The organism is Streptomyces cupreus (assembly GCF_014257025.1).
GTDB classification, from domain to species: Bacteria; Actinomycetota; Actinomycetes; order Streptomycetales; family Streptomycetaceae; genus Streptomyces; species Streptomyces cupreus.
Map to the genome: position 1 here is coordinate 1 of NZ_JACMSF010000096.1, position 21,636 is coordinate 21,636.

The 21,636-nt window shown below is 69.3% G+C and carries 19 protein-coding genes and 2 pseudogenes; 14 read left to right on the forward strand and 7 right to left on the reverse strand.

All coding sequences use genetic code 11. From position 1 onward, the window contains the following. The 5 genes and pseudogenes from H4N64_RS41475 to H4N64_RS46025 form a co-directional block, all read left to right on the forward strand. Window positions 1-216: hypothetical protein (locus H4N64_RS41475; RefSeq protein WP_222110016.1), on the forward strand; the 216-nt coding region annotated here is incomplete at its 5' end. A gap of 508 nt (window positions 217-724) precedes the next feature. Continuing rightward, window positions 725-1,622 (forward strand): annotated as a pseudogene (locus tag H4N64_RS41480) (IS5 family transposase). 64 nt (window positions 1,623-1,686) lie between these two features. Then, window positions 1,687-2,952 carry a glycosyltransferase family 4 protein gene (locus H4N64_RS41485; protein ID WP_186287806.1) on the forward strand — a complete coding sequence of 422 codons (1,266 nt, stop codon included), beginning with the start codon at window positions 1,687-1,689 and terminating at the stop codon, window positions 2,950-2,952. Continuing rightward, window positions 2,949-3,806, forward strand: a complete 858-nt coding sequence (locus H4N64_RS41490; protein WP_186287807.1) for a transferase — start codon at window positions 2,949-2,951, stop codon at window positions 3,804-3,806. Before H4N64_RS41485 ends, H4N64_RS41490 begins: the two co-directional genes overlap by 4 nt. A gap of 76 nt (window positions 3,807-3,882) precedes the next feature. Then, window positions 3,883-4,416: a GNAT family N-acetyltransferase gene (locus H4N64_RS46025; protein WP_336246951.1), complete on the forward strand. Its 534-nt coding sequence runs from the start codon at window positions 3,883-3,885 to the stop codon at window positions 4,414-4,416. A gap of 103 nt (window positions 4,417-4,519) precedes the next feature. Here the strand turns inward: H4N64_RS46025 and H4N64_RS41500 are convergent, their stop codons facing one another. Further along, window positions 4,520-5,251, reverse strand: coding sequence for a dienelactone hydrolase family protein (locus H4N64_RS41500; RefSeq protein WP_186287808.1), 732 nt, complete (start codon window positions 5,249-5,251; stop codon window positions 4,520-4,522). 405 nt (window positions 5,252-5,656) lie between these two features. On the opposite strand from H4N64_RS41500, the gene H4N64_RS41505 reads away from it, so the two are divergent. Continuing rightward, complete coding sequence (locus H4N64_RS41505) at window positions 5,657-5,815, forward strand: hypothetical protein (RefSeq protein ID WP_186287809.1); 159 nt, start codon at window positions 5,657-5,659, stop codon at window positions 5,813-5,815. 341 nt (window positions 5,816-6,156) lie between these two features. On the opposite strand, the gene H4N64_RS47070 is transcribed toward H4N64_RS41505, so the two are convergent. After that, entirely contained in the window at window positions 6,157-6,387 is a 231-nt protein-coding gene (locus H4N64_RS47070) for a DUF6192 family protein (protein WP_418896337.1), read from the reverse strand. Window positions 6,388-6,489: 102 nt separating this feature from the next. Here H4N64_RS47070 and H4N64_RS41510 point away from each other — a divergent pair, with 102 nt between their 5' ends. After that, window positions 6,490-6,648: a hypothetical protein gene (locus H4N64_RS41510; protein ID WP_186287810.1), complete on the forward strand. Its 159-nt coding sequence runs from the start codon at window positions 6,490-6,492 to the stop codon at window positions 6,646-6,648. Window positions 6,649-6,723: 75 nt separating this feature from the next. Here H4N64_RS41510 and H4N64_RS41515 read toward each other — a convergent pair whose 3' ends face one another. From H4N64_RS41515 to H4N64_RS46610, 3 genes are all read right to left on the reverse strand, one after another. After that, complete coding sequence (locus tag H4N64_RS41515; RefSeq protein WP_186287811.1) at window positions 6,724-7,890, reverse strand: NAD(P)/FAD-dependent oxidoreductase; 1,167 nt, start codon at window positions 7,888-7,890, stop codon at window positions 6,724-6,726. Between the two features lie 176 nt (window positions 7,891-8,066). Further along, window positions 8,067-8,744, reverse strand: coding sequence for a response regulator (locus H4N64_RS41520; protein ID WP_186287812.1), 678 nt, complete (start codon window positions 8,742-8,744; stop codon window positions 8,067-8,069). After that, complete coding sequence (locus H4N64_RS46610; RefSeq protein WP_222110018.1) at window positions 8,741-9,916, reverse strand: sensor histidine kinase; 1,176 nt, start codon at window positions 9,914-9,916, stop codon at window positions 8,741-8,743. The genes H4N64_RS41520 and H4N64_RS46610 overlap by 4 nt, the downstream gene beginning before the upstream one ends. Before the next feature lie 332 nt (window positions 9,917-10,248). Here H4N64_RS46610 and H4N64_RS41530 point away from each other — a divergent pair, with 332 nt between their 5' ends. Then, a complete protein-coding gene (locus tag H4N64_RS41530; protein ID WP_186287814.1) occupies window positions 10,249-12,408 on the forward strand; it encodes an MMPL family transporter in 2,160 nt (719 codons plus the stop codon). A gap of 71 nt (window positions 12,409-12,479) precedes the next feature. On the opposite strand, the gene H4N64_RS41535 is transcribed toward H4N64_RS41530, so the two are convergent. Both H4N64_RS41535 and H4N64_RS41540 read right to left on the reverse strand, forming a co-directional pair. Continuing rightward, complete coding sequence (locus H4N64_RS41535; RefSeq protein ID WP_186287815.1) at window positions 12,480-13,292, reverse strand: DUF4440 domain-containing protein; 813 nt, start codon at window positions 13,290-13,292, stop codon at window positions 12,480-12,482. Next, window positions 13,234-14,139: a helix-turn-helix transcriptional regulator gene (locus H4N64_RS41540; RefSeq protein WP_222110019.1), complete on the reverse strand. Its 906-nt coding sequence runs from the start codon at window positions 14,137-14,139 to the stop codon at window positions 13,234-13,236. Before H4N64_RS41540 ends, H4N64_RS41535 begins: the two co-directional genes overlap by 59 nt. Before the next feature lie 175 nt (window positions 14,140-14,314). On the opposite strand from H4N64_RS41540, the gene H4N64_RS41545 reads away from it, so the two are divergent. The 6 genes and pseudogenes from H4N64_RS41545 to H4N64_RS46045 form a co-directional block, all read left to right on the forward strand. Then, a complete protein-coding gene (locus H4N64_RS41545) occupies window positions 14,315-16,435 on the forward strand; it encodes a SpoIIE family protein phosphatase (protein WP_186287816.1) in 2,121 nt (706 codons plus the stop codon). 321 nt (window positions 16,436-16,756) lie between these two features. Continuing rightward, the gene (locus H4N64_RS47075; RefSeq protein ID WP_260860292.1) at window positions 16,757-16,888 is read left to right on the forward strand and encodes a hypothetical protein; all 132 of its coding nucleotides are present in this window, start codon (window positions 16,757-16,759) and stop codon (window positions 16,886-16,888) included. A gap of 390 nt (window positions 16,889-17,278) precedes the next feature. Beyond that, window positions 17,279-18,460 (forward strand): ROK family transcriptional regulator, encoded by a 1,182-nt coding sequence (locus H4N64_RS41555; RefSeq protein ID WP_186287817.1) that lies wholly within the window; start codon window positions 17,279-17,281, stop codon window positions 18,458-18,460. A gap of 365 nt (window positions 18,461-18,825) precedes the next feature. After that, the gene (locus tag H4N64_RS41560) at window positions 18,826-20,349 is read left to right on the forward strand and encodes a sugar ABC transporter ATP-binding protein (RefSeq protein WP_186287818.1); all 1,524 of its coding nucleotides are present in this window, start codon (window positions 18,826-18,828) and stop codon (window positions 20,347-20,349) included. Beyond that, window positions 20,346-21,380: an ABC transporter permease gene (locus tag H4N64_RS41565; protein ID WP_186287819.1), complete on the forward strand. Its 1,035-nt coding sequence runs from the start codon at window positions 20,346-20,348 to the stop codon at window positions 21,378-21,380. The genes H4N64_RS41560 and H4N64_RS41565 overlap by 4 nt, the downstream gene beginning before the upstream one ends. A 101-nt stretch (window positions 21,381-21,481) precedes the next feature. Then, window positions 21,482-21,636: pseudogene (locus H4N64_RS46045) on the forward strand (sugar ABC transporter substrate-binding protein); the annotation flags it as partial.

Genomic DNA, 21,636 nt, shown 5'->3' on the forward strand with positions numbered 1-21,636 from the left:
GGCGGAGCGCTGCCGCCGTCAGGTCCAAGCTGGTTTGTGTTCATGATCGGCGGCTGGCTGGGGCACACGAGGTGGAACATCCTCCGGTGCCTCGCCGGTGTCGAGGCGAGCACCGGCCCTGACCTCGCGCTGTCGCACGAGTCCGTGCGCAACGGGGTGCGCGGCCTCCCCGACCTGTTCGGCCGACTTCCGGAGCTCGACGCGCTGCTCGTGTGACAGTGACCTGCGTCGGTGCTTGGTACGCGGCGTAAGGCGCGCTCCCGATTCCGCTCGGGGCCATAGTCGATGACCTGCACCGACGTGGACGCGCGGACACCCGCCTAGGACCGGCCAGGACACCGGAGGCACGAACGTAATCGCGGGCGTCGCCTGGCGTGACGCGCTCGCCGCAGACGCCGACCGCGGCAAGCCTGCTCTCGATTGTGCGCCTGGATGCGGTTCCGCTTGTGGTGCACCGGCAGCCGGTCGGCACACGAGATCTCCGATGGTGAGGCAGAGGGTCGCTGCGAGGGGAACGAGGAGAGGTAGCAAGGCGCATCGAGGCCGTTGCGCAATCGACAGCGGAGGACGCATGCGGTACGTACAGTGCGAGCGTGGCATACGACTGGAGGCGCTCGAGCGGCGGGATCGTGAGCGCGCCGATCGTCTGACCTTCGGGTTGGGTCTCGGATGGGCCGTGCGGGCGTGTCTGAGGTGTTGATCAAGATCGTGAAACGATCTTCGAATGTCTCGTGGCGATCTGACGGATGCACAGTGGGAGCGGCTGGAGCGGTTGTTGCCGCCGATACCGAAGATGGGCCGGCCGCCGAGGGATCGGCGACAGGTCTTCGACGGGATATGGTGGCGGGCTCGGACTGGCTCGCCCTGGCGGGACGTGCCCGAGCGATACGGTCCCTGGTAGACGGCGTATGCGGTGTTCCGGTGCTTGCAGATCGACGGGACCTGGCCCAGCATCCTGAAGAAGCTGCAGGTCACGGCCGATGCCGACGGCATCATCGAGTGGGAGGTCTCGATCGACTCCACCGTCTGCCGAGCTCACCAGCACGCCGCCGGGGCCCGCAAAAAGGGGCTCATGATCCGAGCCGGACGCCTCCGGACGGCTCGGCGGCCGAGCCGGACGACCACCGCCTCGGACGCTCGCGCGTCGGGCTGACCACCAAGATTCACCTCGCCGTAGACGCCTCCTTCCACGTTCTCGCCGCCGTCATCACCGCCGGCCAGCGGGGTGACGCACCGGTCTTCGAGCAGGTCATGAACAAATCCGCGTACCCCGGGTCGGCGGTGGACCTCCGCGCACCCGCCCGGAGCATGTGCTCGCGGACCGGGCGTACTCGTCGCGCCAGATCCGCTCCAACCTGCGCAAACGCGGGATCGCGCACACCATCCCGGAGAGGCGCGATCAGGCCGGCCACCGGATCCGCCGAGGCTCGGCCGGTGGCCGCCCGCCCGGCTTCGATCGCGAGATGTACAAGCGCAGACACAAAGTCGAATGCCGGATGGGCCTGTTGAAGCAGGCCAGAGGCGTCGCGACCAGGTCCGACAAGCTCGCCGTCCGCTACGAGTCGACCGTCCAACAAGATCGAGGCCGGTCGAGCCTCGGCCCCGGCCTTCCAGACGCCTGATCGGAAAGAGAACAAAGCGATAACGGCGGGCAACTGGAAAGGGGTTGAGGAGGTCTAGTCCGCCATGAAGATCTCTTTCCTGATACACAACGCCTACGGCATCGGAGGCACGATCACCACGACCTTCAATCTGGCCCAGGCGCTGGCCGCGCGGCACGATGTGGAGATCGTCTCGGTGTTACGCCATCGGGAGCGCCCGAACTTCACCCTGGACCCGAGAGTTTCGCTACGACCGCTGGTGGACCTGCGGAAGGAAAAGGACCACCCACTTCATCTGAGACCTGCGAGAGTGTTTCCGGCCGCCGAGTACCGTTACGAGCAGTACAGCGAGTTGACCGATCAGCGGATCGGTGAGTGCCTGGCGGCGACCGACGCCGACGTGGTCATCGGCACTCGCCCCGGGCTCAACGTGCACCTGGCACTTCAGGCCCCGCGACACGTCATCCGCATCGGGCAGGAGCACCTCACCCTCGACAACCACTCACCGTCGCTGCGCACCACATTGCGCCAGGCCTACCGGCACCTCGACGTGCTCACCACGGTCACGGAGGCGGACGCTGCCGCCTACCGGCGCAAGATGTGGTTGCCCGGCGTCAGGGTGGCGGCGCTTGCCAACAGCGTCCCCGATCCGGTGCTGCCCGCCGCGGACGGCCGGGCGAAGGTGGTCGTCGCGGCGGGTCGGCTGGTTCCGGTGAAACGTTACGACCTGCTCGTCGAGGCGTTCGCCCGGGTGGCCGCCGAACACCCGGACTGGCAGCTGCGGATCTATGGAAAAGGGGAGGAACACGCCCGGCTGCGTCAGCTCATCCAGAGCCTGGGCTTGTGCGACAGCGTCTTCCTGATGGGTGCGGCCGCCCCGATGGAGGCGGAGTGGGTGAAGGGATCGATCGGCGCGGCCGCGTCCAATTTCGAGCCTTTCGGCATGACCATCGTCGAGGCGATGCGCTGCGGACTCCCCGTGGTAAGCACCGACTGCCCGCACGGACCGGGCGAGATCATCAAGGACGGGGTCGACGGCCGACTGGTGCCGGTCGGGGACCGTGAAGCGCTGGCCGACGCTCTGCTGGAACTCGTCGGTGACGACGAGCGGCGCCGACGGATGGGCCGTACGGCCATGGAGAACGCGCGACGCTTCGCCCCGGTCCCCGTCGTGGAGCAGGCCGAACGCCTGATCGGCGAGGCGATATCGGCGAGAAGGGCTGGGCGGCCGGTCGCACCGGAACGCGACCGGATACATCGCGCCCTGATCAGCCGGGGCTTCGCCGCGCGAGACGCCGCCCATGCCGCGGCCGGCAGTGCGCTGCGCGCGGTCCGGAGGGGACAGCGATGAACGGGGAACAGGACATGGCGCATGACACGACACATGACGCGCAGCTTCGTGCCCACTGCACGGCCGACGCGGACGGCCGAATCACCTTTGAACTTCCCGCACTTGAGGCATCAGACCTCCAGCCGGCCCAGCTTCTGCTGCGATTGCGCCCCAAGAAGGGAAAGCCCGAGGACACCCTTCGTGTCCTCCCCCTCGAAGCGGTGGACGACGGTGGCCGGCGCGCTGTCCTGGAGCCGCAGCCCCCTCTCACCGAGGGACGGTGGGACGTGTACCTGCTCCCCGAACCGGGAGCGCCGCGACAGCGGCTCCGCCCCGGTCTACGGGACCTGCGAGCCCTGGTCGACGGACACACCCGCAACTGGCCGTCGCCGGTGGCGGTGCGGGTTCCGTACACCACCAAGGATGGCTATCTCGCGGTAAGGACATGGTTGCGCACCGCCCAAGCCGAGGTCGAGGGCATTGACGTGACGGACCGGTCGATGACCGTCAAGGCGCGGTTGCATGGCGCCACGCTCGCCGAGGGAGCCGTGGTACGACTGCGCGCGAGGGGTGCCAACGGCGCTGTACGCACTCGGGAGCCGCAGGCGGAGAGCGCCGGCCAACGTTTCTCCTTCACCGTGGACTTCGAGGAGTTGATCAACGCGGACACCACCGGAAACCGCGTCTGGGACATCAGCGTTCAGACTGGATCCGCCGAGGGAGCGCCCCTCATCCGTGTCGGCCGTCTTTTCGACGACCTGGCGGACCGCAAAGAGATCTTCGTGTATCCGTCTGCCATGCTCGGCGGTGTCGCCGTGAGCCCGTACTACACGGTCGACAACGACCTCTCTGTGGAAGTGACAACTGCCGATTGACCCCGCCGCCCCCGCACCGGGCGGTCGCCTCGACGGCGGTCCGGTGCGGCTGCTCCGGATACGTGTGGGTGACGGGGTGACTCGTCAGGACCAGGACGACCGGCTGGACCTTGCCGTGGTCGAGCAGGCGACGGGGAACGTCATCGGCGAGGCGGTCCTCAACGAGTGGAACCAGGGCAACGAAAGTTGCAGCTTCCGCATCTGCCTCGTGCCCGGCACCTACGGGCACGGCCTGGGGACGGAGGCGACCCGGTCGATCGTCGGGTACGGCATCGAGGAACTGGTGCTGCACCGCATCTCGCTGGAGGTCTACGCGTTCAATCCGCGGGCCCGGCTCGCACCGGCGTCCTGCCCGGCCCCTGACCCGCGCGCGCACCGGCCGGGCGCTGACTTGCCATGGACACCCCGATCCGTTCGCGCACCTGGTCCAGGGTGTCCATCACCGCGAGGGTGTGCGCCGACAGCATTGCGCCGGCGCCCCTGTACGACTGTGGGTTCGCTGCCACGGGGCAAAAACCGTCGACGAACGTTGCACGATCCCACCTACGACATCAGCCGTCACGAGATCAGTAGTCCCTCTGGTCAACCCGTTCCACGCTGGGACGGTTGAAAGACGGGTTCTGAACTCTCGCTGCCACGTCGACCAGTGTTCGCCGAACGCGCCGATCGGAAACAGGTGCCGATCGGCGCGTAGCAGACTGAAAGCGGCGGTGTCAGGCGAGGTGCCGGGAGAAGAACCTCAGAGTGCTGTCCAGCTCGAAGTCCGGGATCTCCCCGTGCTTGCCGGGGTTGGCGTGGAGCGTCTTCTCGGCTGAGGCCAACGCGTCGAATAGTGCCAGGCTCTGGTCACGCGGCACTCGCTCATCGTCCCACTGCGCCAGGAACTCCACCGGGACGGTGATCCGCGCGGCGTCCTCGGCCGAGGCCAGGGCCCCGCCCAGGCCCAACACCGCGGCGTGGACCCGGGGTTCGGCGGCAACAAACGGAACACCCAGTCCGCATCCCAGCGAGACTCCCCAGTAGCCCACCGGACCGGCGCCGACGTGCCCGAGTTGCTGGACCGCGTCCAGGACTGCCTGCCATTCAGGGACGGTTTGGCGAGCTACGAGTGCCTGGAAGCTGGCGATCAGCGGAGCCAACTCTTCCCCGGCCTCCACGCGAGCCTGGTTCTCGGTCGCGATCCGGTTGTACTCCTCGTCCTTGGGCCGGTCGCCATGGCCGGGCACGTCGACCGCCACCACCGCGAAATCGCACGCGGTCACGAAACGGCGCGCACGGGCCAGGATGCCGGGAGCCTTCTTGTGCTGACCGCCGCCATGCCCCATCACGACAAGGGGGCGCGTACCGGCGGCACCTTCCGGCGTCCACAGCACGCCGGGAATCTCACCGAGGGTAAAGAGCCGTTCGCAGACACCGTCGGAGGATGTCTCAGAGGTGAAGCGCATAGCGTTTCAAGCCTTTCGGGATGCCTTCTGCGGGCACTCCCTAGGCCATGCGGGGGAGGGAGGCCCGACCTGTCACAGCGTTGATCGGTCTCACCTCCTCAGTTCACAACAGCGCGTGGCGACGCTGAACCTATCACGCAGGGCCCCCGCGCATGGGCGACACACTCGCCGACAGCGCCTCATACGAGGTGGACTTCGCCGCAGAGTCCACCAGACCGCTCTGACTCGGTCGGGCCCATGGCAGCCAACCGGCGGAGCGGGCGGTGGTGGCCGCGTAGGGGCTCTGAGGGAACGTGGTGTGCGCGATTGACTCGGGTAGTGGCGGCTGGGTACGAAGATTGCGTGAGGCGGACACTGGATTGTCGGAGGCGGACGGCCTTACGGCGTCGTCTTGTCCCCTTCACCATGGGGGGTTTCCTTGCCCTTGGCGTCACCGTCGCCTGCGACAAGGGCTCCGACGACGAGCGGCCGTACTCGCTCTGTCCGTCCAGCAGGTCCGCCATCGAGCCCTACGGCGCGGTAGAACGCCTGTTGACACCGCTGGTCGAGGGCGACGTGCCCTGAGCTGTGCGCTGCCCGATCCGGTGGAGTCCCTTCGGGCTCTGGATCAGGCGGGGATGGTCTGTCGGACCGGACGTCTCCAGAGCGCGGTGAGGGGTCTGCTGGGTGTGCCTTGCCGGCATGCGGGACACAGTTCGTGGTGGCCGCCGGGTGTGACGACGCGGCGTGGACCTCCTCAGGTCAGGGCTCCGGCGGCAGTTGATGACCAGCGCGAGCGAGATCACCCCATCCCCACCAGCACCGATGGCCTCCGGGTGCATGACACGGGGAGGGGCCGGCCCCGGGGAGTGCGGGGCGGACAGGCGGGGCCGGCCCCTGGTCTCCTTCACCAACGTGTCCCGTGATCACGCTGGGTCGGCTGTCCGCTCGAAATGCCTGATGACCGGGGCGAATTCGCTGGTCCGCTCGAATTCCTCACGGGCATGACGGCCCTGCTCGACCTGGGCATGGTTGACCGGACTGCCGCGCCCGGTCGCAGTCATCGCCTTGAACGCGACCCCGGGCCGGTGCAACAGCCTGGGAGCGGCCTCCGCGGCCACCCCTTCGTCGTGGGCCAGGTCCCGGATCGGATCCAGCGGGCTCGTGGCTCATTCTGATGTTGTGGCGGGTGCCCGCGCTCCTCGACGGCCCCGATCTACAGTCGGACTTGCCCATCGAATGCTGACCCGGAGCACTGGATGAAGGGTCTGGACGGCGAATTCCTCGAACGACCACTCGACGGGTCCTGGTTCAACGCCGGCCGCCTGAAAGGCCTCCAGAGTAACGAGGGGTCGGTCCGCATTCGTGGTGCCGACCCTCGGCCGGCGCACGAGATCGAGGAGGGCGAAGCCCGCTGATGCGGCAGTCTGTGGCGGGCGTTCGTTGCTGTCACGCCATCAGGTTCCGTGAGTGAACCTCGCCGGGGCCATCGGCTACTGCTCGCCCAGGGCGGTGGCGTGTTGGTCGACCTCGGTGTCCGAGCGCCGCACGCCGATGAAGCGTGTGGGCCGGAAGGGCCGGAGGAGGTCCTGTTCCTGATCGGTGGTGATCTCGCTCGCGGCCAGCCGTCCCAGAATCGGTGCCAGGGTGATTCCGCTGTGCGAGACCAGGCAGTAGACCCGGGAGTGCCCGGAGGCGTAGCCGGCGACGCTGTGGCCATCCACGGGCAATGACCGTAAGCCGATACGCAGGTCGATCTCCGGTGCGCGACTCGGCTCGCTCAGCAGTGCGGAGAATCGCCCGGCGAGGATGCGTGCAAGGCTCCCACCCGCGGATGGAGGGTTGGCCGGATCGACCTCCGCGTTCAGATCGAGAGCCTGCAGGACGGTCCGGCCGCCGGCCGCGGGGCGGAGGTTCAGGCCAGGGCTGTGGATCACACAGCGAAGGTCGAGTTCCGGCGTCCTGGCGACGCCGAGCAGACCGACAGTCTGCGATCCGCGACTCGTACCCGTCACCATGGGAATGTCGATACCGGCCCGTGCAGCAAGCCGTTCCGTCCAGCGGCCTGCCGCCAGCACCATTCGATCGCCGTTGAAGGTTTCTCCTCCGGCCAGGGCGACGGACACTCCGTCAGATCGGTCATCGATGGCCACGACCTCGCCGAGCACCAACCTGGCTCCGTGCTGCTCGGCGTCGGCCAGAAGGTTCCTCACGAAGAGTTCGGGCAGAACGTATCCCTCGATGGGGAAGTGAGCGATGCACGTGATGGTTTCCGGGATCCGGAGGTCGCCTGCGATGCGCGTTGCTTCGGCAGATGTGACCCAGTGCGCGGGATAGCCGAGGGACTGCAGTCGTTCCACGTTGCCGGCGAGCCATGGTTCGTTTGAGGAGTCCGCCCACTGCAGCGCTCCGCTGGGGAAGTAATACGGCGCGCCAGGCAGGCGCTCGGCAAGCCTGGTGTGCTCCTCCATCCCCGCGAGGTTGAGCCTGTGGTAGTCCGGGTCCAGTTTCCGGCTGGAGTTGGTCCAGGCAAAAGTGGTCGCGCTGGTACCGGTGCCGGCTCCCCACTGATCCACCAGGAGAACTTCCACGCCCACTGCGGCAAGCTGTCTCGCGACGCTCACCCCCAGCACACCGGCACCGACAATGATGACCTTCATGGTGTGCGCACACTCCTTTGTGCTTCCGCCCGAGTCGGTGGCGCTGTATGAGACTTACCCGGAATCTCCCTGAGGCGGCCAGGGAAGGGGGTTGGGTCTGTCCGGTGTCCTGGGGCGGTACGGCATCGGGCACGTACCCGGAGCATCTGGATGAACTGTGGGTGGTCCAAGAGGATTCAGTGACCGACGTCGTGATCGCCGGCTTCGACGAGTCCGCTCTCGTAGGCGAAGATCACGATCTGGATCCGGTCACGCAGGCCTAGCTTGGCGAGGATGCTCGACACATGTGACTTGACGGTTGCGGCACCGATGAAGAGCTGCTCAGCGATTTCTGAGTTGCTCGCGCCCCGGGCGACGGCGATGACGACCTCTCGTTCGCGCTCGGTGAGCCGCTCCACGCGGCCCGAGACGGCAGCGCTGACGACGCGGTGCTCGGCGAACTGGTCGATGAGCCGCCGTGTGATCGAGGGCGCCAGCAGGGCTCCTCCCTCGGCCACGGTGCGTACGGCGATGGCGAGCTGCTCCGGTGGAATGTCCTTGAGGACGAAGGCGCTGGCTCCGGCGCGCAGCGCCTCGTAGACGTATTCGTCCGGGTCGAACGTGGTCAGGATCAGTACCCGCACCGGCCAGTCGGCCTCCCGCAGGATCAGGGAGGTTGCTTCGAGGCCGTCCATCTCGGGCATGCGGATGTCCATGAGGACCACGTCCGGGCGCTGTCGGCGTGCTGCTTCGATCGCCTCAAGGCCGGTCCCTGCCTCGGCCACGACCTCGATGTCGTCGTGGATCCGCAGGATCATGGTGAAGCCCCGGCGCACCAGCGCCTGGTCGTCGGCGACGACGACGCGGATGGTCACGTGGGCTCCCCTTGGACGGGTAGATGGGCGGTCAGGCGGAATCCGCCGCCGGGCCGCGGCCCCGCATCGAGAGTGCCGCCGAGCAGGAGGGCCCTCTCCCGCATACCGACGATTCCGTGGCCGCCCATGCCCGCACGGGCGGCACCGGACACGGACTGGAGGGCGGCGCCTTTGCCGTCGTCGAGGACTTCGACGGTGATGCCGGGGCCGCACCGGTCGTGCTTGAGGCGCACTTCGGTGTGCGTCTGCGGTCCGCTGTGCTTGAGCACGTTGGTCAGCGCCTCCTGGACGATGCGGTACACCGAGAGCTCCACGCGGGCCGGGAGGGGAGCGTGGATGTCGTCGGTGAGCGAGACGTCGAGCCCAGCCTCCCGGACCTGCGCGATGAGCCGGGGCAGATCGGTCAGACCCGGCTGTGGACCGAGTCCGTCACGCTCGGTCCTGGGACGCAGCACTCCCAGCAGGTGCCGCAGCTCGTCCAGAGCCTGGCGTCCGGCTTCCTCGACCGCCGTCATCGCCTCCAGGGCGCCCTGCGGGTCTTCGGCGGCCACCATCCGGGCGGCACCGGCCTGCACGGTCATCATGCTCACCCGGTGCGCGACCACGTCGTGCAGTTCCCGGGCGATGTGGGTGCGTTCCTCGGTGACGATGCGCTGTGCCTCAGCGGCCTGCTCCTGACGGCGCTGGACAGCGCGCTCGGCGCGCAGGCGCAGGCGTCGACCGATGTACCAGGCCCCGGACATGACCAGGCAGCCGAAGCCGATCTCGCCGCCGGGAACGGAATGGAGCAGGCCGTCGATCGTGACCAAGGCGGCGGCCGCGACGACGCCGAGGGGGCCCCACCGCCTGTCGTCGGCGTGCCGTCCGACGCTGTACAGCGCGACGATCACGATCCCGCCCAGGGTGGAGTAACTGCTGCCCAGCGTCGGGGCCCACGACGCGAGAGCCACGCACAGGACTGCTGTTGGCTTGCGCCGACGCCAGTACAGTGCCGCGCCGGCCGCCGAGAAGAGCAGGAGGACCGGCAGGGGGACGTCGAGGACCGGGCGGACGGCCATGGCGTCTCCCGGGGCTTCCTCCAGGAACGTCGCTGCCAGAAACATGGCGAGGGCGAGGGTGGCGTCCGCGGCCCGCGGCCAGCGGACGAAGGGGCCATGGAACTTGGACGGCACGCTGCGGACTGGCGTCCGGGCAGGCTGTGCCGTGCGGTTCATCATCGCTCCATTACAGGGCTTCCGGTGCTCCGGCCTCGATTGTCAATGAGCCTGAATCGTCATCGTATGTGCAGGCCCAAGAGGTCGTCACCCGTCGGCAGGCGGATCCGGTTCTCCGCCTCCAGGGGGAGGCGCCGCGTCGCTCTCCCCGTCCCGGGCGGGAGCGGCGAACCCGTCCGGCGGCCGGGGACAGCAAGGGCCGCGGCGCCCACGATGGACCCGCTCACGCCGTTTGCCGTCCGACGCGCCAAGTCGTCGGCGGCAGCCCTCTGACAGGAGCCCACGGAGCCATGAACCGATTTACTCGACGCATCGGCAGGGCCAGCGTCCGCCGGCCGTGGGTCACCATCGCCGCGTGGGGGGTCGCTCTTCTTCTCGTGCTGCCCATGGCCGGGACGGCCGGCGGCTCCTTCGTCGATGACCTGGTCGCTCCCGGCAGCCAGAGCGAAGAGGCGATGGAGCTGCTCGAAGAGCGCTTCCCGGAAGCGTCCAGGGGGAGCGCCATGGCCGTCTTCGCCGCACCGGAAGGGCAACGACTGGAACGCCACCGGTCTGCCATCGCCTCGGCGGTCGCACGGATGGCCGAGGTGGAGCACGTCGCCACGGTGACCGATCCCTTCCCGGCCGACACGATCTCGCCCAACGGGCGTATCGGATTCGCGCAGATCACTTTCGACGTGCCCGCGATGAACGTCGATCCCGATTACATCGATGCGCTGACCGGTGCGATCGAACCCCTGCGGGAGGACGGTGTCGTTGCCGAGCTGGGCGGTGACGCCGTCTTCATCAACGCCGAGACACCGACATCGGGTGCGGAGGCGGCCGGCCTGCTGACCGCGCTGATCATCTTGGTGGTTGCGTTCGGCACGATCGTGGCCGCCCTGGTGCCCATCGCGCTCGCCCTGGTGGCCGTCGCCGCGGGCCTGGGCAGCATCACACTGCTGGCCAACGCCATGGACGTCTCCACCGCCGCCCCCACCATCGGTGCCATGATCGGCCTGGGTGTCGGCATCGACTACGCCCTGTTCATCGTGGCCCGCTATCGCGAGAACCACGCGGCGGGCCAGGACAACCCCACCGCTCTGTCCCATGCCATGGCATCCGCAGGCGCGGCCGTGCTCTTCGCCGGTGGCACCGTCGTCGTGGCGATGGCGGCCCTCGCGCTGACCGGCCTGGGCTTTTTGACCTCGATCGGCCTGAGTGCCTCGCTGGTCGTCCTCTTCGCCGTCGCGACCGCGCTCACCCTCCTGCCGGCCCTGCTCACACTGCTGGGCGACCGCATCCACAAGCGACGACGCCTGGGCCGCAAGCGCCCCGCGAATTCCGAGGACAGCGCATGGTGGCGTTTCGCCCACCGTGTGTCCGGCCGGCCATGGCCGTACCTGATCGTCGCCTCAGCAGCGCTTCTCGCGCTGGCGGCCCCCGCGCTGCGGATGGAGACGGGCTTCCCTGACGCGGGCAACGACGCGACCACCACCACCCATCGCCGCGCCTACGACCTGCTGACGGAGGGATTCGGTCCCGGCGTCAACGCCCCGCTCCTGGTCGTCGCCGACCTGCGCAGCCCCGGCGCGGACGCCCAGGACATCCCCGCACTGTCCAAGCGCATCGCCGCCGACCCCGGCATTGCCACCGTCGGTGAGCCCCAGACGTCCGCGGCCGGGGACACCGTGGTGCTGCCCACGCTGCCCACCACTGCGCCCGCGGACGCCGAGACGTCCGCGACGCTTGAGCGCATCCGCGATCTCGTCCCGGACAACGTCGCTGTGTCCGGCATGACCGCCATGACCGACGACCTCACCCGGCAACTCGCCGACACCCTGCCGGTGTTCGTCGGCGCGATCCTGGTGTCTTCGTTCTTGCTGTTGATGCTCGTGTTCCGCTCCATCGCGATACCGGTGAAAGCCGCCGTGGTGAACCTGCTGTCCATCGGTGGCGCATACGGCGTCGTGGTCGCCGTCTTCCAGTGGGGATGGCTCGGAGCCCTGTTCAACCTCGAGGGGACCTTCCCGATCGTTTCGCCCCTGCCGACGATCTTCTTCGCGGTCCTGTTCGGACTGTCGATGGACTACGAGGTGTTCCTGCTCTCGCGGGTCCGCGAGGAGTACGACATCACGGGTGACACCACCGAGTCGGTGGCGCGCGGTATCGCGGCCACGGGACGTGTGATCACCTCCGCCGCGCTGATCATGACGGTGGTGTTCCTCAGCTTCGTCGCCAATCCCTCACCGCTCGTCAAGATGATGGGCCTGGGCCTGGCGACTGCGATCGTGCTCGACGCGACGGTCGTCCGGATGGTGCTCGTTCCCGCGGCCATGGCGCTGATGGCAGGCGCCAACTGGTGGCTGCCCCGCTGGCTCGACCGGCGACTGCCCCGCATCAGCGTGGAGCACGCTGACGTGCCGCCTGGCCCTGAGCCGGTACTTGCTCCCACCTCCGGGCGCGGCTGATGCTCCAGCCCGGCGTGCCGCGACCCACCTGCGCGAAACCAACGAGGAGTTGCTGAGGAAGGGGTGGCGGGTCAGGGGGTTGCGGACTGCGGCGACTTGACCGGCGTCAGCTGGGTCAGCGTGCACCGCCAGCGCTCGCCGTCCCACACGAACACGTCGGTGGCCCACTCGTCCGCGGTGAACGGCTCGCCGCGGAAGGCGCCGCTGTTGGTGCCATGGGTCGTCACCAGCACCGTCGAGTCGGACACCGACGCCACGCGTTCAACTTCGAGGTTCATGGTCCGATGGGTCAGGTCGCCGGATGCCACCAGTTCGAGGAAGGTCGAGCCCGGCGTGATGCCGTTGTCGGCGACGAACATCCAGTCCGGGGTGGCGAAGCGTCCGATCGCCTCGGCGTCGTTGGAGACGATGGCGGCGGCCCATTCGTCGAGCAGGGCGGCGAAGGTTTCGCGATCGGCCTTCGGTGCCGCGCCCTCGCCCCGATAGGTGCCGAAGCTCCAGAGGTTGCCTTCGGTGTCGCGGACGGTGAAGCCGCGTGAGCCGTAGTCCTCGTCGACAAGGCCGCGCACGATCTCGGCACCGGCGGCGACGGCTCGGTCGAAGAGCGTGTCGGGCTCGTCGCACACGACGTACACCGCGTCGTTGCCAGGGGAGCGTCGCCCCCAGGCGGACTCGTCCTTGGCGGCGGTCCCCAGCATCACGCCACCGCCGAGCGGCCAGCGCAGCTCGGCGTGCTCGACGATCGACGGGGCGTCCTCCCGGGTGTGGACCGCGGTCTCCTGGAAGCCGAAGACATCGGTCAGAAAGGCGATCGCGCCGCGCGCGTCACGGTAGGTGAGGCACGGCCAGAGGGTCGTTGTCGTTGTCGTGGTGGTTGCGTTCATGCAGTGACGATGCCCCGGCGCCACCGCGACTGTCTTGGACGGATGGAACATCCCCCGCGAGCAGCTCGGTCGGCGTGCAGCCGGCCAGCGCGACGAAGTCCCGGTTCAGATGCGCCTGGTCGTAGTACCCGCACGCCGCCGCCACCTGGGCGATCGACACGAACGGCGGGGAACGTCGCAGCATCTGCTGGGCCCGCTCGAACCGCACCACCCGGGCCGCGAGCTTCGGCGACAGGCCGAACTCGCTGCGGAAGCGGCGGGCGAGGTGCTGGCGGCTCCACCCGCTCTCGTCGGCCAGGTCACGGACGGACACCTCGCCCCTGGAGGCGACCACCGTTTCCCACGCGAAGCGCAGCTCGGGCGCCGGCGCGCCGTCCCCGGCCAAGCGGCCCAGGACGGCGTCGCAGACGGCGAATCGGTTCTCCCAGCCGACGGTTGTCTGCAGGCGTTCCCACAGTTCGCGGCCGGTGGCCCCGACCACATCCCCGAGCTCGACCGAGACGTTCCACAGCTCGCCCGCAGGCATGCCGAACAGGGCCCGGCTGCCGAGGGGCGTGAGCTCGACCGCCACTCCTTCCTGGTCGCCGCTGTGAGAGATCAGCGCCGACGAAGCCTGGAGGCCGCTGAGCACACATCCGTAGTGCTGCGGGGGCTGCGCCGGATCCGTCTGAGCCACCACGTCGATGTCGTCGCCGATGCTGACGATGAAGGTCATATGCCGTGACGGCAGGCCGCGGTGCACAGCGGGCGGAAACCCCGTGAGCCGGTAGCCGCAGTAGCGCTCGATGAACGGCCGCAGCGGCGGCACCGGTGCGGCCGTCACCCACTCCTCACACCGCTCCACCATCCCAAAAGCTTACAAGCGGAGCCTCACCGGGCAGCCGGACATTGTGCGCGGGTCGGCCGCTGAGGAATCGGGCGGGGACCACGTGCCGACCGCTCCTCATGGGCGTAGCGTCCTGATATGGGCGGGCTCGGTATACGTGTCATCCCCGGACCGCGCCCCGAGGGGAGCAGATGGCATGACCGGTACGGCTGATGCGACCCCGGACGCCGATGCGCTGGATGCCGCGTTCGCGCAGACCGTGCGCGCGACCGGCGCCTCCATCGGCGCTCTGTACCTGCTCGCACCGGACGAACAGCTGCTGTGTCTGGACGTGCTGTGCGGAGCGCCGCTGGAGTTCGCCGCACCGTGGGCCAGGGTGCCGCTCGCCGCTCCGGCGCCCGTCGCCGACGCCGTCCGTGAGAACCGGCTGGTGTGGGTGAGCGGTCAGGAGGAGATGGCCCGCTCCTACTCACGCACCGCGATCGTGCTTCCCTACCCGTTGGCGCTGGTCGCCGCGCCGGTCAGCGGGGTGCGGCAGTGGGGCTGCCTGCTGCTGATGTGGCCCGCCACGACGCGGCCGCCGTACATGACCCAACGGGAGCGGGGCAACATCACGTCCAGTTGCCGGCGGCTGGCCCGGCTGCTGGAGGAGGCCGCCGAGCGGGGCGGTGCCGCGGCCCGCCGTGAGCCGCGCGTCGTGACCGCGACCACCGGCGACCGCTTCGTGAGCCAGGCCACGGCCGCCGCCGACTTCGTCGAGCGGCTGCCCGGGGGAAGCTGCGCCGTGGACCTGGACGGGCGGTTCACCTACGTCAGCTCCGGTGCCTGCGAGCTGCTGGGCTGCGATGCGGGCCGGCTGCTGGGCACCCGCCCCTGGCAGTCGCTGCGCTGGCTGGACGACCCCACCATCGAGGACCGCTACCGTGCCGCGGTGATCAGCCGTGAGCCGGTGTCGTTCACCGCGTGCCGCCCGCCGGACCAGTGGTTGGAATTCCACCTGTACCCCGACGCCAGCGGGATCAGTGCCCGCATCGTTCCCAGCGGCGGCCATGCGCCGCCGTCACCGGCGCCCCGCCGGTCCACGCGCACCGCCACACCGGCCCGCGCCGGTCAGCTCTACCAGCTCACGCATCTGGCCGCCGCGCTGACCGAGGTCGTCGGAGTCCAGGACGTCGTGGACCTGGTCGCCGACCAGATCATGCCCGCCTTCGGCGCCCAGGGCCTGGTCCTGTCCACCGCGAGCGCCGGCCGGCTGCGGATCACCGGTCACCGCGGCTACGCCGCCGACACCATCAGGCGCCTCGACGGCCTCCCCCTCGACACCTCCTTCACCCCGGCCGGGCAGGCCCTCACCAGCGGCATCCCCGCGTTCTTCGCCAATGTGGAGGAGATGCGGCGCACCTACCCCGAGGCACCGCGGATCAGCGGAAAGCAGGCCTGGGCGTTCCTGCCTCTGATCATCTCCGGCCGACCCGTCGGCGTGTGCATCCTGTCCTACGACAGCCCGCACGAGTTCCCCGCCGAGGAACGCGCCGTCATGACCTCGCTCGCCGGACTCATCGCCCAGGCCTTCGACCGCGCCCGCCTGTACGACACCAAGCACGAACTCGCCCACAGCCTCCAGCAGGCGCTGCTCCCGCGCAGCCTGCCCGAGATCACCGGGCTGCGGGTCGCCGCCCGCTACCTGCCCGCCACCCGGGGCATGGAGATCGGCGGGGACTTCTACGATCTGATCCGGCTCGGCGACACGGCGGCGGGGGCCGTCATCGGCGACGTCCAGGGCCACAACGCCGCCGCCGCGGCGCTGATGGGCCAGGTGCGCACCGCTGTCCACGCCCACGCGACCCTCGGCGCCCCTCCCGACCAGGTCCTCCACCGCACCAACCGGCTGCTCACCGATATCGCTCCCGACCTGTTCACCAGCTGCCTGTACGCCCACCTCGACTTCGCCCGCCATCGCGCGACCCTCGCCAGCGCCGGCCACCCGCCGCCACTGCTGCGTCGCCCCGACGGCGACACCCGTCCCCTCGTCGTGCCGCCCGGACCGCTCCTGGGCATCGACCCGACCGCCGACTTTCCCGTGACCGAGATCTCCCTCACCGAGGGAACGCTGCTCGCCTTCTACACCGACGGCCTCGTCGAAACACCCGGCGCCGACATCGAAGACGCGATCACCCGCCTCGCACACCACCTCGCCGACACCGACGACAGGGACTTGGAACTGCTCATCGACAACCTTCTGACGAAGGCCGACACCAGCGGTCAGCGCACCGACGACATCGCACTTCTCGTGCTGCACCACAGACAACCGGGGTGACGTCGCGGCTCGGGATGCCCTTGGCACGGCGGAGTCCGACCCGGGCCGTCCGCTGGACGATCAGCCGGTTGGCCTGGTGCCCACCGTGGGGCCGCGCCTTCCTGCGGGAGGCGGAGGTCGCGGTAGGCGCGGCCCGGCGGGCGAGGGCGACGGCGCGGGCCGGTGCCGACGCCGTACTGCTGAACGTGTTGCGGGACAACGATCTGACCCCGAACACGGTCGCCCGCGCGTCCCAGACGGCGCTGGGCCGCCCATGGGCTGGGGGTCACGCTCGTCCCGGCCTCCGCGGTGCCCCACGGTCACGAGCACCTGGCGCGCCCGGTGTCCCCGGTCGTGTTCCAGCCCGTCATCGCCGTGGTCCGGCATGGAGCGGGCCCGGCGGAGACGGCCCTGCTCGAACTCCTGCGTAAGGAGACCTGGTCCGGGTCCGCTTCCTCCTCACCGGTGTCCTGAGAGCCGCGAAGGCGGGGAATTCGTCACCGTTCACGACGAGATTGCTCGCGGCCGGCCAGCTCGTCCGGTCGGACACGAGGAACAGCACAGCGTGGGCGATGTCGTCGTGCTGACCGTCACGCCCCAGCGGGCCCCGCGTCGAGGCGCGCCCACCAGGACGTCCACCCCGCCGAGCATTCTTCGCGCGGCCGTAGCGAGCGCCTTGGCGCCAGCCCGTGTCCGAACTTTGTCCTGTAGATGGAAAAAGATGCACCGTACTCGCGCGTAAGTACTTCCCAGTCTGGAAAATCGTTGTTACGTTCCTCCCCGAAAGCCTGATGGCACAGTCGGCGGAGACAGGTGCCTGTGTCCCCAGCCGTGGGCGAGGGGAGAGGAGGGATCGTGCGACGGATGACTGCTCGACCTGAGAACGCGCATCAGGCGCGGCTGCTTCGTCTACTGCGTGACAACGGGTCCAACTCCCGTGCCCAGATGGGCGATCGGGTGGAGCTGTCCCGTTCGAAGCTGGCCGTCGAGGTGGACCGGCTGCTGGAGACGGGGCTGGTTGTCGCGGACGGGCTCGCCCCCAGCCGGGGCGGCCGGCGCTCGCACAACATCCGGCTCGCGCCGACGCTGCGCTTCCTCGGTGTCGATATCGGTGCCACATCGATCGATGTCGCCGTGACGAACGCGGAGTTGGAGGTCCTGGGGCATCTGAATCAGCCCATGGATGTCCGGGAGGGGCCGGTCGCGGTCTTCGAGCAGGTGCTGTCGATGGCGGCCAAGCTGAAGGCCTCCGGTCTCGCGGAGGGCTTCGACGGCGCCGGGATCGGCGTCCCGGGGCCGGTCCGCTTCCCGGAGGGCGTGCCGGTCGCGCCGCCGATCATGCCGGGCTGGGACGGCTTCCCGGTGCGGGAGGCGCTCAGCCAGGAACTGGGCTGCCCGGTCATGGTCGACAACGACGTGAACCTGATGGCGATGGGGGAGCAGCACGCGGGCGTCGCACGTTCCGTGGGTGACTTCCTGTGCATCAAGATCGGGACCGGCATCGGCTGCGGGATCGTCGTCGGTGGCGAGGTCTACCGGGGGACGACCGGTAGCGCCGGCGACATCGGGCATATCCAGGTGGAACCGGCGGGCCGTGCGTGCGCGTGCGGCAACCGGGGTTGTCTGGAGGCGCATTTCAGCGGTGCCGCGTTGGCCGCTGACGCGGAGCAGGCCGCGCGTGAGGGCCGGTCCGCGGTGCTTGCTTCCCGGCTGGAGACGGCCGGGCGTCTGACGGCCGAGGATGTGTCGGCCGCCGCGGCAGCAGGGGACACGGTGGCTCTGGAGCTGATCCGGGAGGGCGGGAAGCGTCTGGGGCAGGTCATCGCCGGGCTTGTCAGTTTCTTCAATCCGGGACTGGTGGTGATCGGCGGCGGTGTGACCGGGCTCGGGCACACGCTGCTGGCCAGTGTTCGGACCCAGGTGTACCGGCAGTCGTTGCCGCTGGCCACGGGCAACCTGCCGATCGTGCTGGGAGAGTTGGGACCGGCCGCCGGTGCCATCGGCGCGGCCCGGCTCATCAGCGACCACGTCTTCTCTCCGGCCTGACCACTGCCGGGCCCGCCGCAGCGGACCACCACGAGCGCCACTGCAACCACAGGGCGCCACTACAACCAGGCGCCACTGCAACCACCGGCGTCCGGGCAACCCATCACGCCTCGGCAACCCCATGGCGCCATCGCAACACCCGTACAGCCACCCCAACACCCACAGCACCGCCGTAACCACCGCATGACACCTCGGCGGGCGGCTCCCACCACCCCATGACTGCCGGGCCGTCAGGCCCCGCTCTGCCCTGCCCGTACGCCCCGGCGCACAACCGCGCCGTCGGGTTCGTCAGAGCCGCCCACATACCCGAACCACCCTGTCCAGCTCTGCCCGCTCACGGCCCGCACCTGCCGAGGGGATTCCTCATGGCACCACAACCACCCCTGCTCACCATGTCCGGTATCACCAAGTCGTTCCCGGGCGTCCGCGCCCTGGACGGTGTGGATCTCGAAGTCCAGGCCGGGGAAGTCCACTGCCTCCTCGGCCAGAACGGCGCCGGCAAGTCCACTCTGATCAAAGTGCTCGCCGGAGCTCACCAACCCGACGGCGGTGAGATCACCTGGCAGGGCGGGCCGGTGTCCCTGGGGTCGCCGATCGCCGCCATGCGTCTGGGCATCGCCACCATCTACCAGGAACTCGACCTGATCGAGGGCCTGTCCGTCGCGGAGAACGTCTTCCTCGGGCATGAACCGACGTCCGCCGGGTTCGTCGTGCGCGGCTCCACCGCCCGTACGGCCACCGCGGAGTTGCTACGGCGCCTCGGGCACTCGGAGATCGATCCCGCGCGGCTCGTCGGGGACCTGTCCGCGGCACAGCAGCAGATCGTCTCGATGGCCCGCGCGCTGTCCCACGAGGTTCGGCTGATCGTGATGGACGAGCCGTCCGCCGCGCTCGACCCCGAGGAGGTCGACAACCTCTTCAGGATCGTGTCCGATCTGACGGCCGCCGGTGTCGCCGTCGTCTACATCTCCCACCGTCTCGAAGAGATCCGGCGCATCGGCGACCGGGTCACGGTCCTGAAGGAGGGCCGCTCGGTCGCCGGCGGTCTGCCCGCGGAGTCGACGCCGACCCATGAGGTCGTTGCCCTGATGACCGGGAGGAATGTCCAGTACGTCTTCCCCGAGCGCCCCGAGACGGGGTTCGCGGCGGAGCGGGACCCGGTGCTGAGGGTCGAAGGGCTGACCCGGCGAGGGGAGTTCGCGCCCGTCGATCTGGAGCTGCGGCCCGGTGAGATCGTCGGTCTGGCCGGGCTCGTCGGGTCCGGGCGCAGCGAGATCCTGGAGACGATCTACGGGGCCCGCAGGCCCGACGGCGGCCGTGTCCTCGTCGACGGCGCCCCGCTGCGCCCCGGCAGCGTCCGCGCAGCCGTCCGCGCCGGTATCGGCCTCGCGCCCGAGGAACGCAAGGCGCAGGGCCTGCTGATGCTGGAGTCGGTCAGCAGCAACGTCTCGGTCTCCACCCTGTCCCGGTTCGCCCGTGCGGGCTGGATCGACCGGCGTGCCGAGCGGGCCGCGGCACACCGGGCGGTTCGGGAACTGTCCCTGCGGCCGGACAATCCCGATGCCGCGATCAGGACCCTGTCCGGCGGCAACCAGCAGAAGGCGGTGCTCGCACGCTGGCTGTTGCGCGGCTGCAAGGTGCTGCTGCTGGACGAGCCGACCCGCGGTGTCGACATCGGCGCCCGGGCTGAGCTCTACGCCGTGATCCGCCGGCTGGCCGACGAGGGCCTGGCCGTACTGCTCGTGTCCAGTGAGGTGCCCGAAGTCCTGGGTCTCGCCGACCGGGTGCTGGTGCTGCGTGAAGGCAGCGTCGTGCACACGGCGGACGCCCGGGAGCTCGACGAGCACCGTGTACTTGATCTTGTGATGGAAGGGAGCCCGACGCCATGACGCAGCCGGCCACTGCGGCGCACAAGGAAGCGCCGACGTCCGCCGCCGAGTCCGCGGGGGACAAGGAGAGTTCGCGCCGACCGCTCGGTCTGCGGTGGGACGTACGCAGTCTGTCGCTGATCGGCGTCCTCGCGGTCCTCGTCGCGGTCGGCGGGATCACCGCACCGGACGAGTTCCTGGCGACGAGCAATCTGCAACTCGTCCTCACCCAGGCGTCCGTGATCGGTGTCGTCACCGTCGGCATGACGTTCGTGATCACCAGCGGCGGGATCGACCTGTCGGTCGGCGCGATCGTGGCGCTGGCCTCGGTGTGGGCGACGACCGTGGCCACCCAGGAGTTCGGCTTCGCGGGCATCCTCTTCACCGCGGTGATCGTCGGTGTGGGCTGCGGTCTCGTGAACGGCGTGCTGATCGCCTACGGCCGGATGGTGCCGTTCATTGCGACGCTGGCCATGCTCGCCTCCGCCCGCGGTCTGGCGCTGCAGATCACGGACGGCAGCACCCAGATCGTGACCGTCGAATCAGTGCTCGATCTCGGTGCCCGGGACGCCTACATCCTCGGCATCCCGCCCCTGGTGCTGATCTTCGCCGCGGTCACCGTCATCGGCTGGCTGCTGCTCAACCACACCACCTTCGGCCGCCGCACCGTCGCGGTCGGCGGCAACGCGGAAGCGGCACGCCTCGCCGGCATCGACGTCCGCCGCCAGCGTCTGTACCTGTACCTGCTGTCCGGACTGTGCTGCGGTATCGCCGCGTTCATGCTGATCGTGCTCGCCGGCTCGGGTCAGAACACCAACGGCAACCTCTACGAGCTGGACGCCATCGCCGCGGCGATCATCGGCGGCACCCTGCTCAGCGGCGGTCGCGGCACCATCATCGGCTCCGTCCTCGGGGTCCTGGTCTTCACCACGATCACCAACATCTTCGCTCTGAACAACCTGGAGACCGCTGTCCAGCAGATCGCGAAGGGCGCCATCATCGTCGCCGCCGTCCTGGTACAGCGCCGATCACTGCGCGGCGGCGACGCCTGACGCCGTTCAGCGCACCGCCGGACGGCGGGCCCTGACACCGCCGTCCGGCACCCCACTTCCTCCATCTGACGTACCACGCCCAGTCGAAGGGTCGATCCACCATGGCAAGAATCCCCGACACCAGCCGCAGAGCACTGCTGTTCGGCACGGCAGCCGTTTCCGCCGGCGCGCTGCTGACGGCCTGCACCAGCAATGAGCCCAAGAACCAGGACCAGGTCACGGACAACGCCCCGGTCGCGGACGACAAGCCGGGCAG

What these genes read in the sequence shown, in the direction of transcription:
- H4N64_RS41485 (WP_186287806.1), top strand. Translation starts at nt 1,687, where the DNA reads ATGAAGATCTCTTTCCTGATACACAACGCCTACGGCATCGGAGGCACG.
- H4N64_RS41490 (WP_186287807.1), top strand. Translation starts at nt 2,949, where the DNA reads ATGAACGGGGAACAGGACATGGCGCATGACACGACACATGACGCGCAG.
- H4N64_RS41500 (WP_186287808.1), bottom strand. Translation starts at nt 5,251, where the DNA reads ATGCGCTTCACCTCTGAGACATCCTCCGACGGTGTCTGCGAACGGCTC.
- H4N64_RS41505 (WP_186287809.1), top strand. Translation starts at nt 5,657, where the DNA reads ATGGGGGGTTTCCTTGCCCTTGGCGTCACCGTCGCCTGCGACAAGGGC.
- H4N64_RS41510 (WP_186287810.1), top strand. Translation starts at nt 6,490, where the DNA reads ATGAAGGGTCTGGACGGCGAATTCCTCGAACGACCACTCGACGGGTCC.
- H4N64_RS41515 (WP_186287811.1), bottom strand. Translation starts at nt 7,890, where the DNA reads ATGAAGGTCATCATTGTCGGTGCCGGTGTGCTGGGGGTGAGCGTCGCG.
- H4N64_RS41530 (WP_186287814.1), top strand. Translation starts at nt 10,249, where the DNA reads ATGAACCGATTTACTCGACGCATCGGCAGGGCCAGCGTCCGCCGGCCG.
- H4N64_RS41535 (WP_186287815.1), bottom strand. Translation starts at nt 13,292, where the DNA reads ATGAACGCAACCACCACGACAACGACAACGACCCTCTGGCCGTGCCTC.
- H4N64_RS41540 (WP_222110019.1), bottom strand. Translation starts at nt 14,139, where the DNA reads ATGGTGGAGCGGTGTGAGGAGTGGGTGACGGCCGCACCGGTGCCGCCG.
- H4N64_RS41545 (WP_186287816.1), top strand. Translation starts at nt 14,315, where the DNA reads ATGACCGGTACGGCTGATGCGACCCCGGACGCCGATGCGCTGGATGCC.
- H4N64_RS41555 (WP_186287817.1), top strand. Translation starts at nt 17,279, where the DNA reads ATGACTGCTCGACCTGAGAACGCGCATCAGGCGCGGCTGCTTCGTCTA.
- H4N64_RS41560 (WP_186287818.1), top strand. Translation starts at nt 18,826, where the DNA reads ATGGCACCACAACCACCCCTGCTCACCATGTCCGGTATCACCAAGTCG.
- H4N64_RS41565 (WP_186287819.1), top strand. Translation starts at nt 20,346, where the DNA reads ATGACGCAGCCGGCCACTGCGGCGCACAAGGAAGCGCCGACGTCCGCC.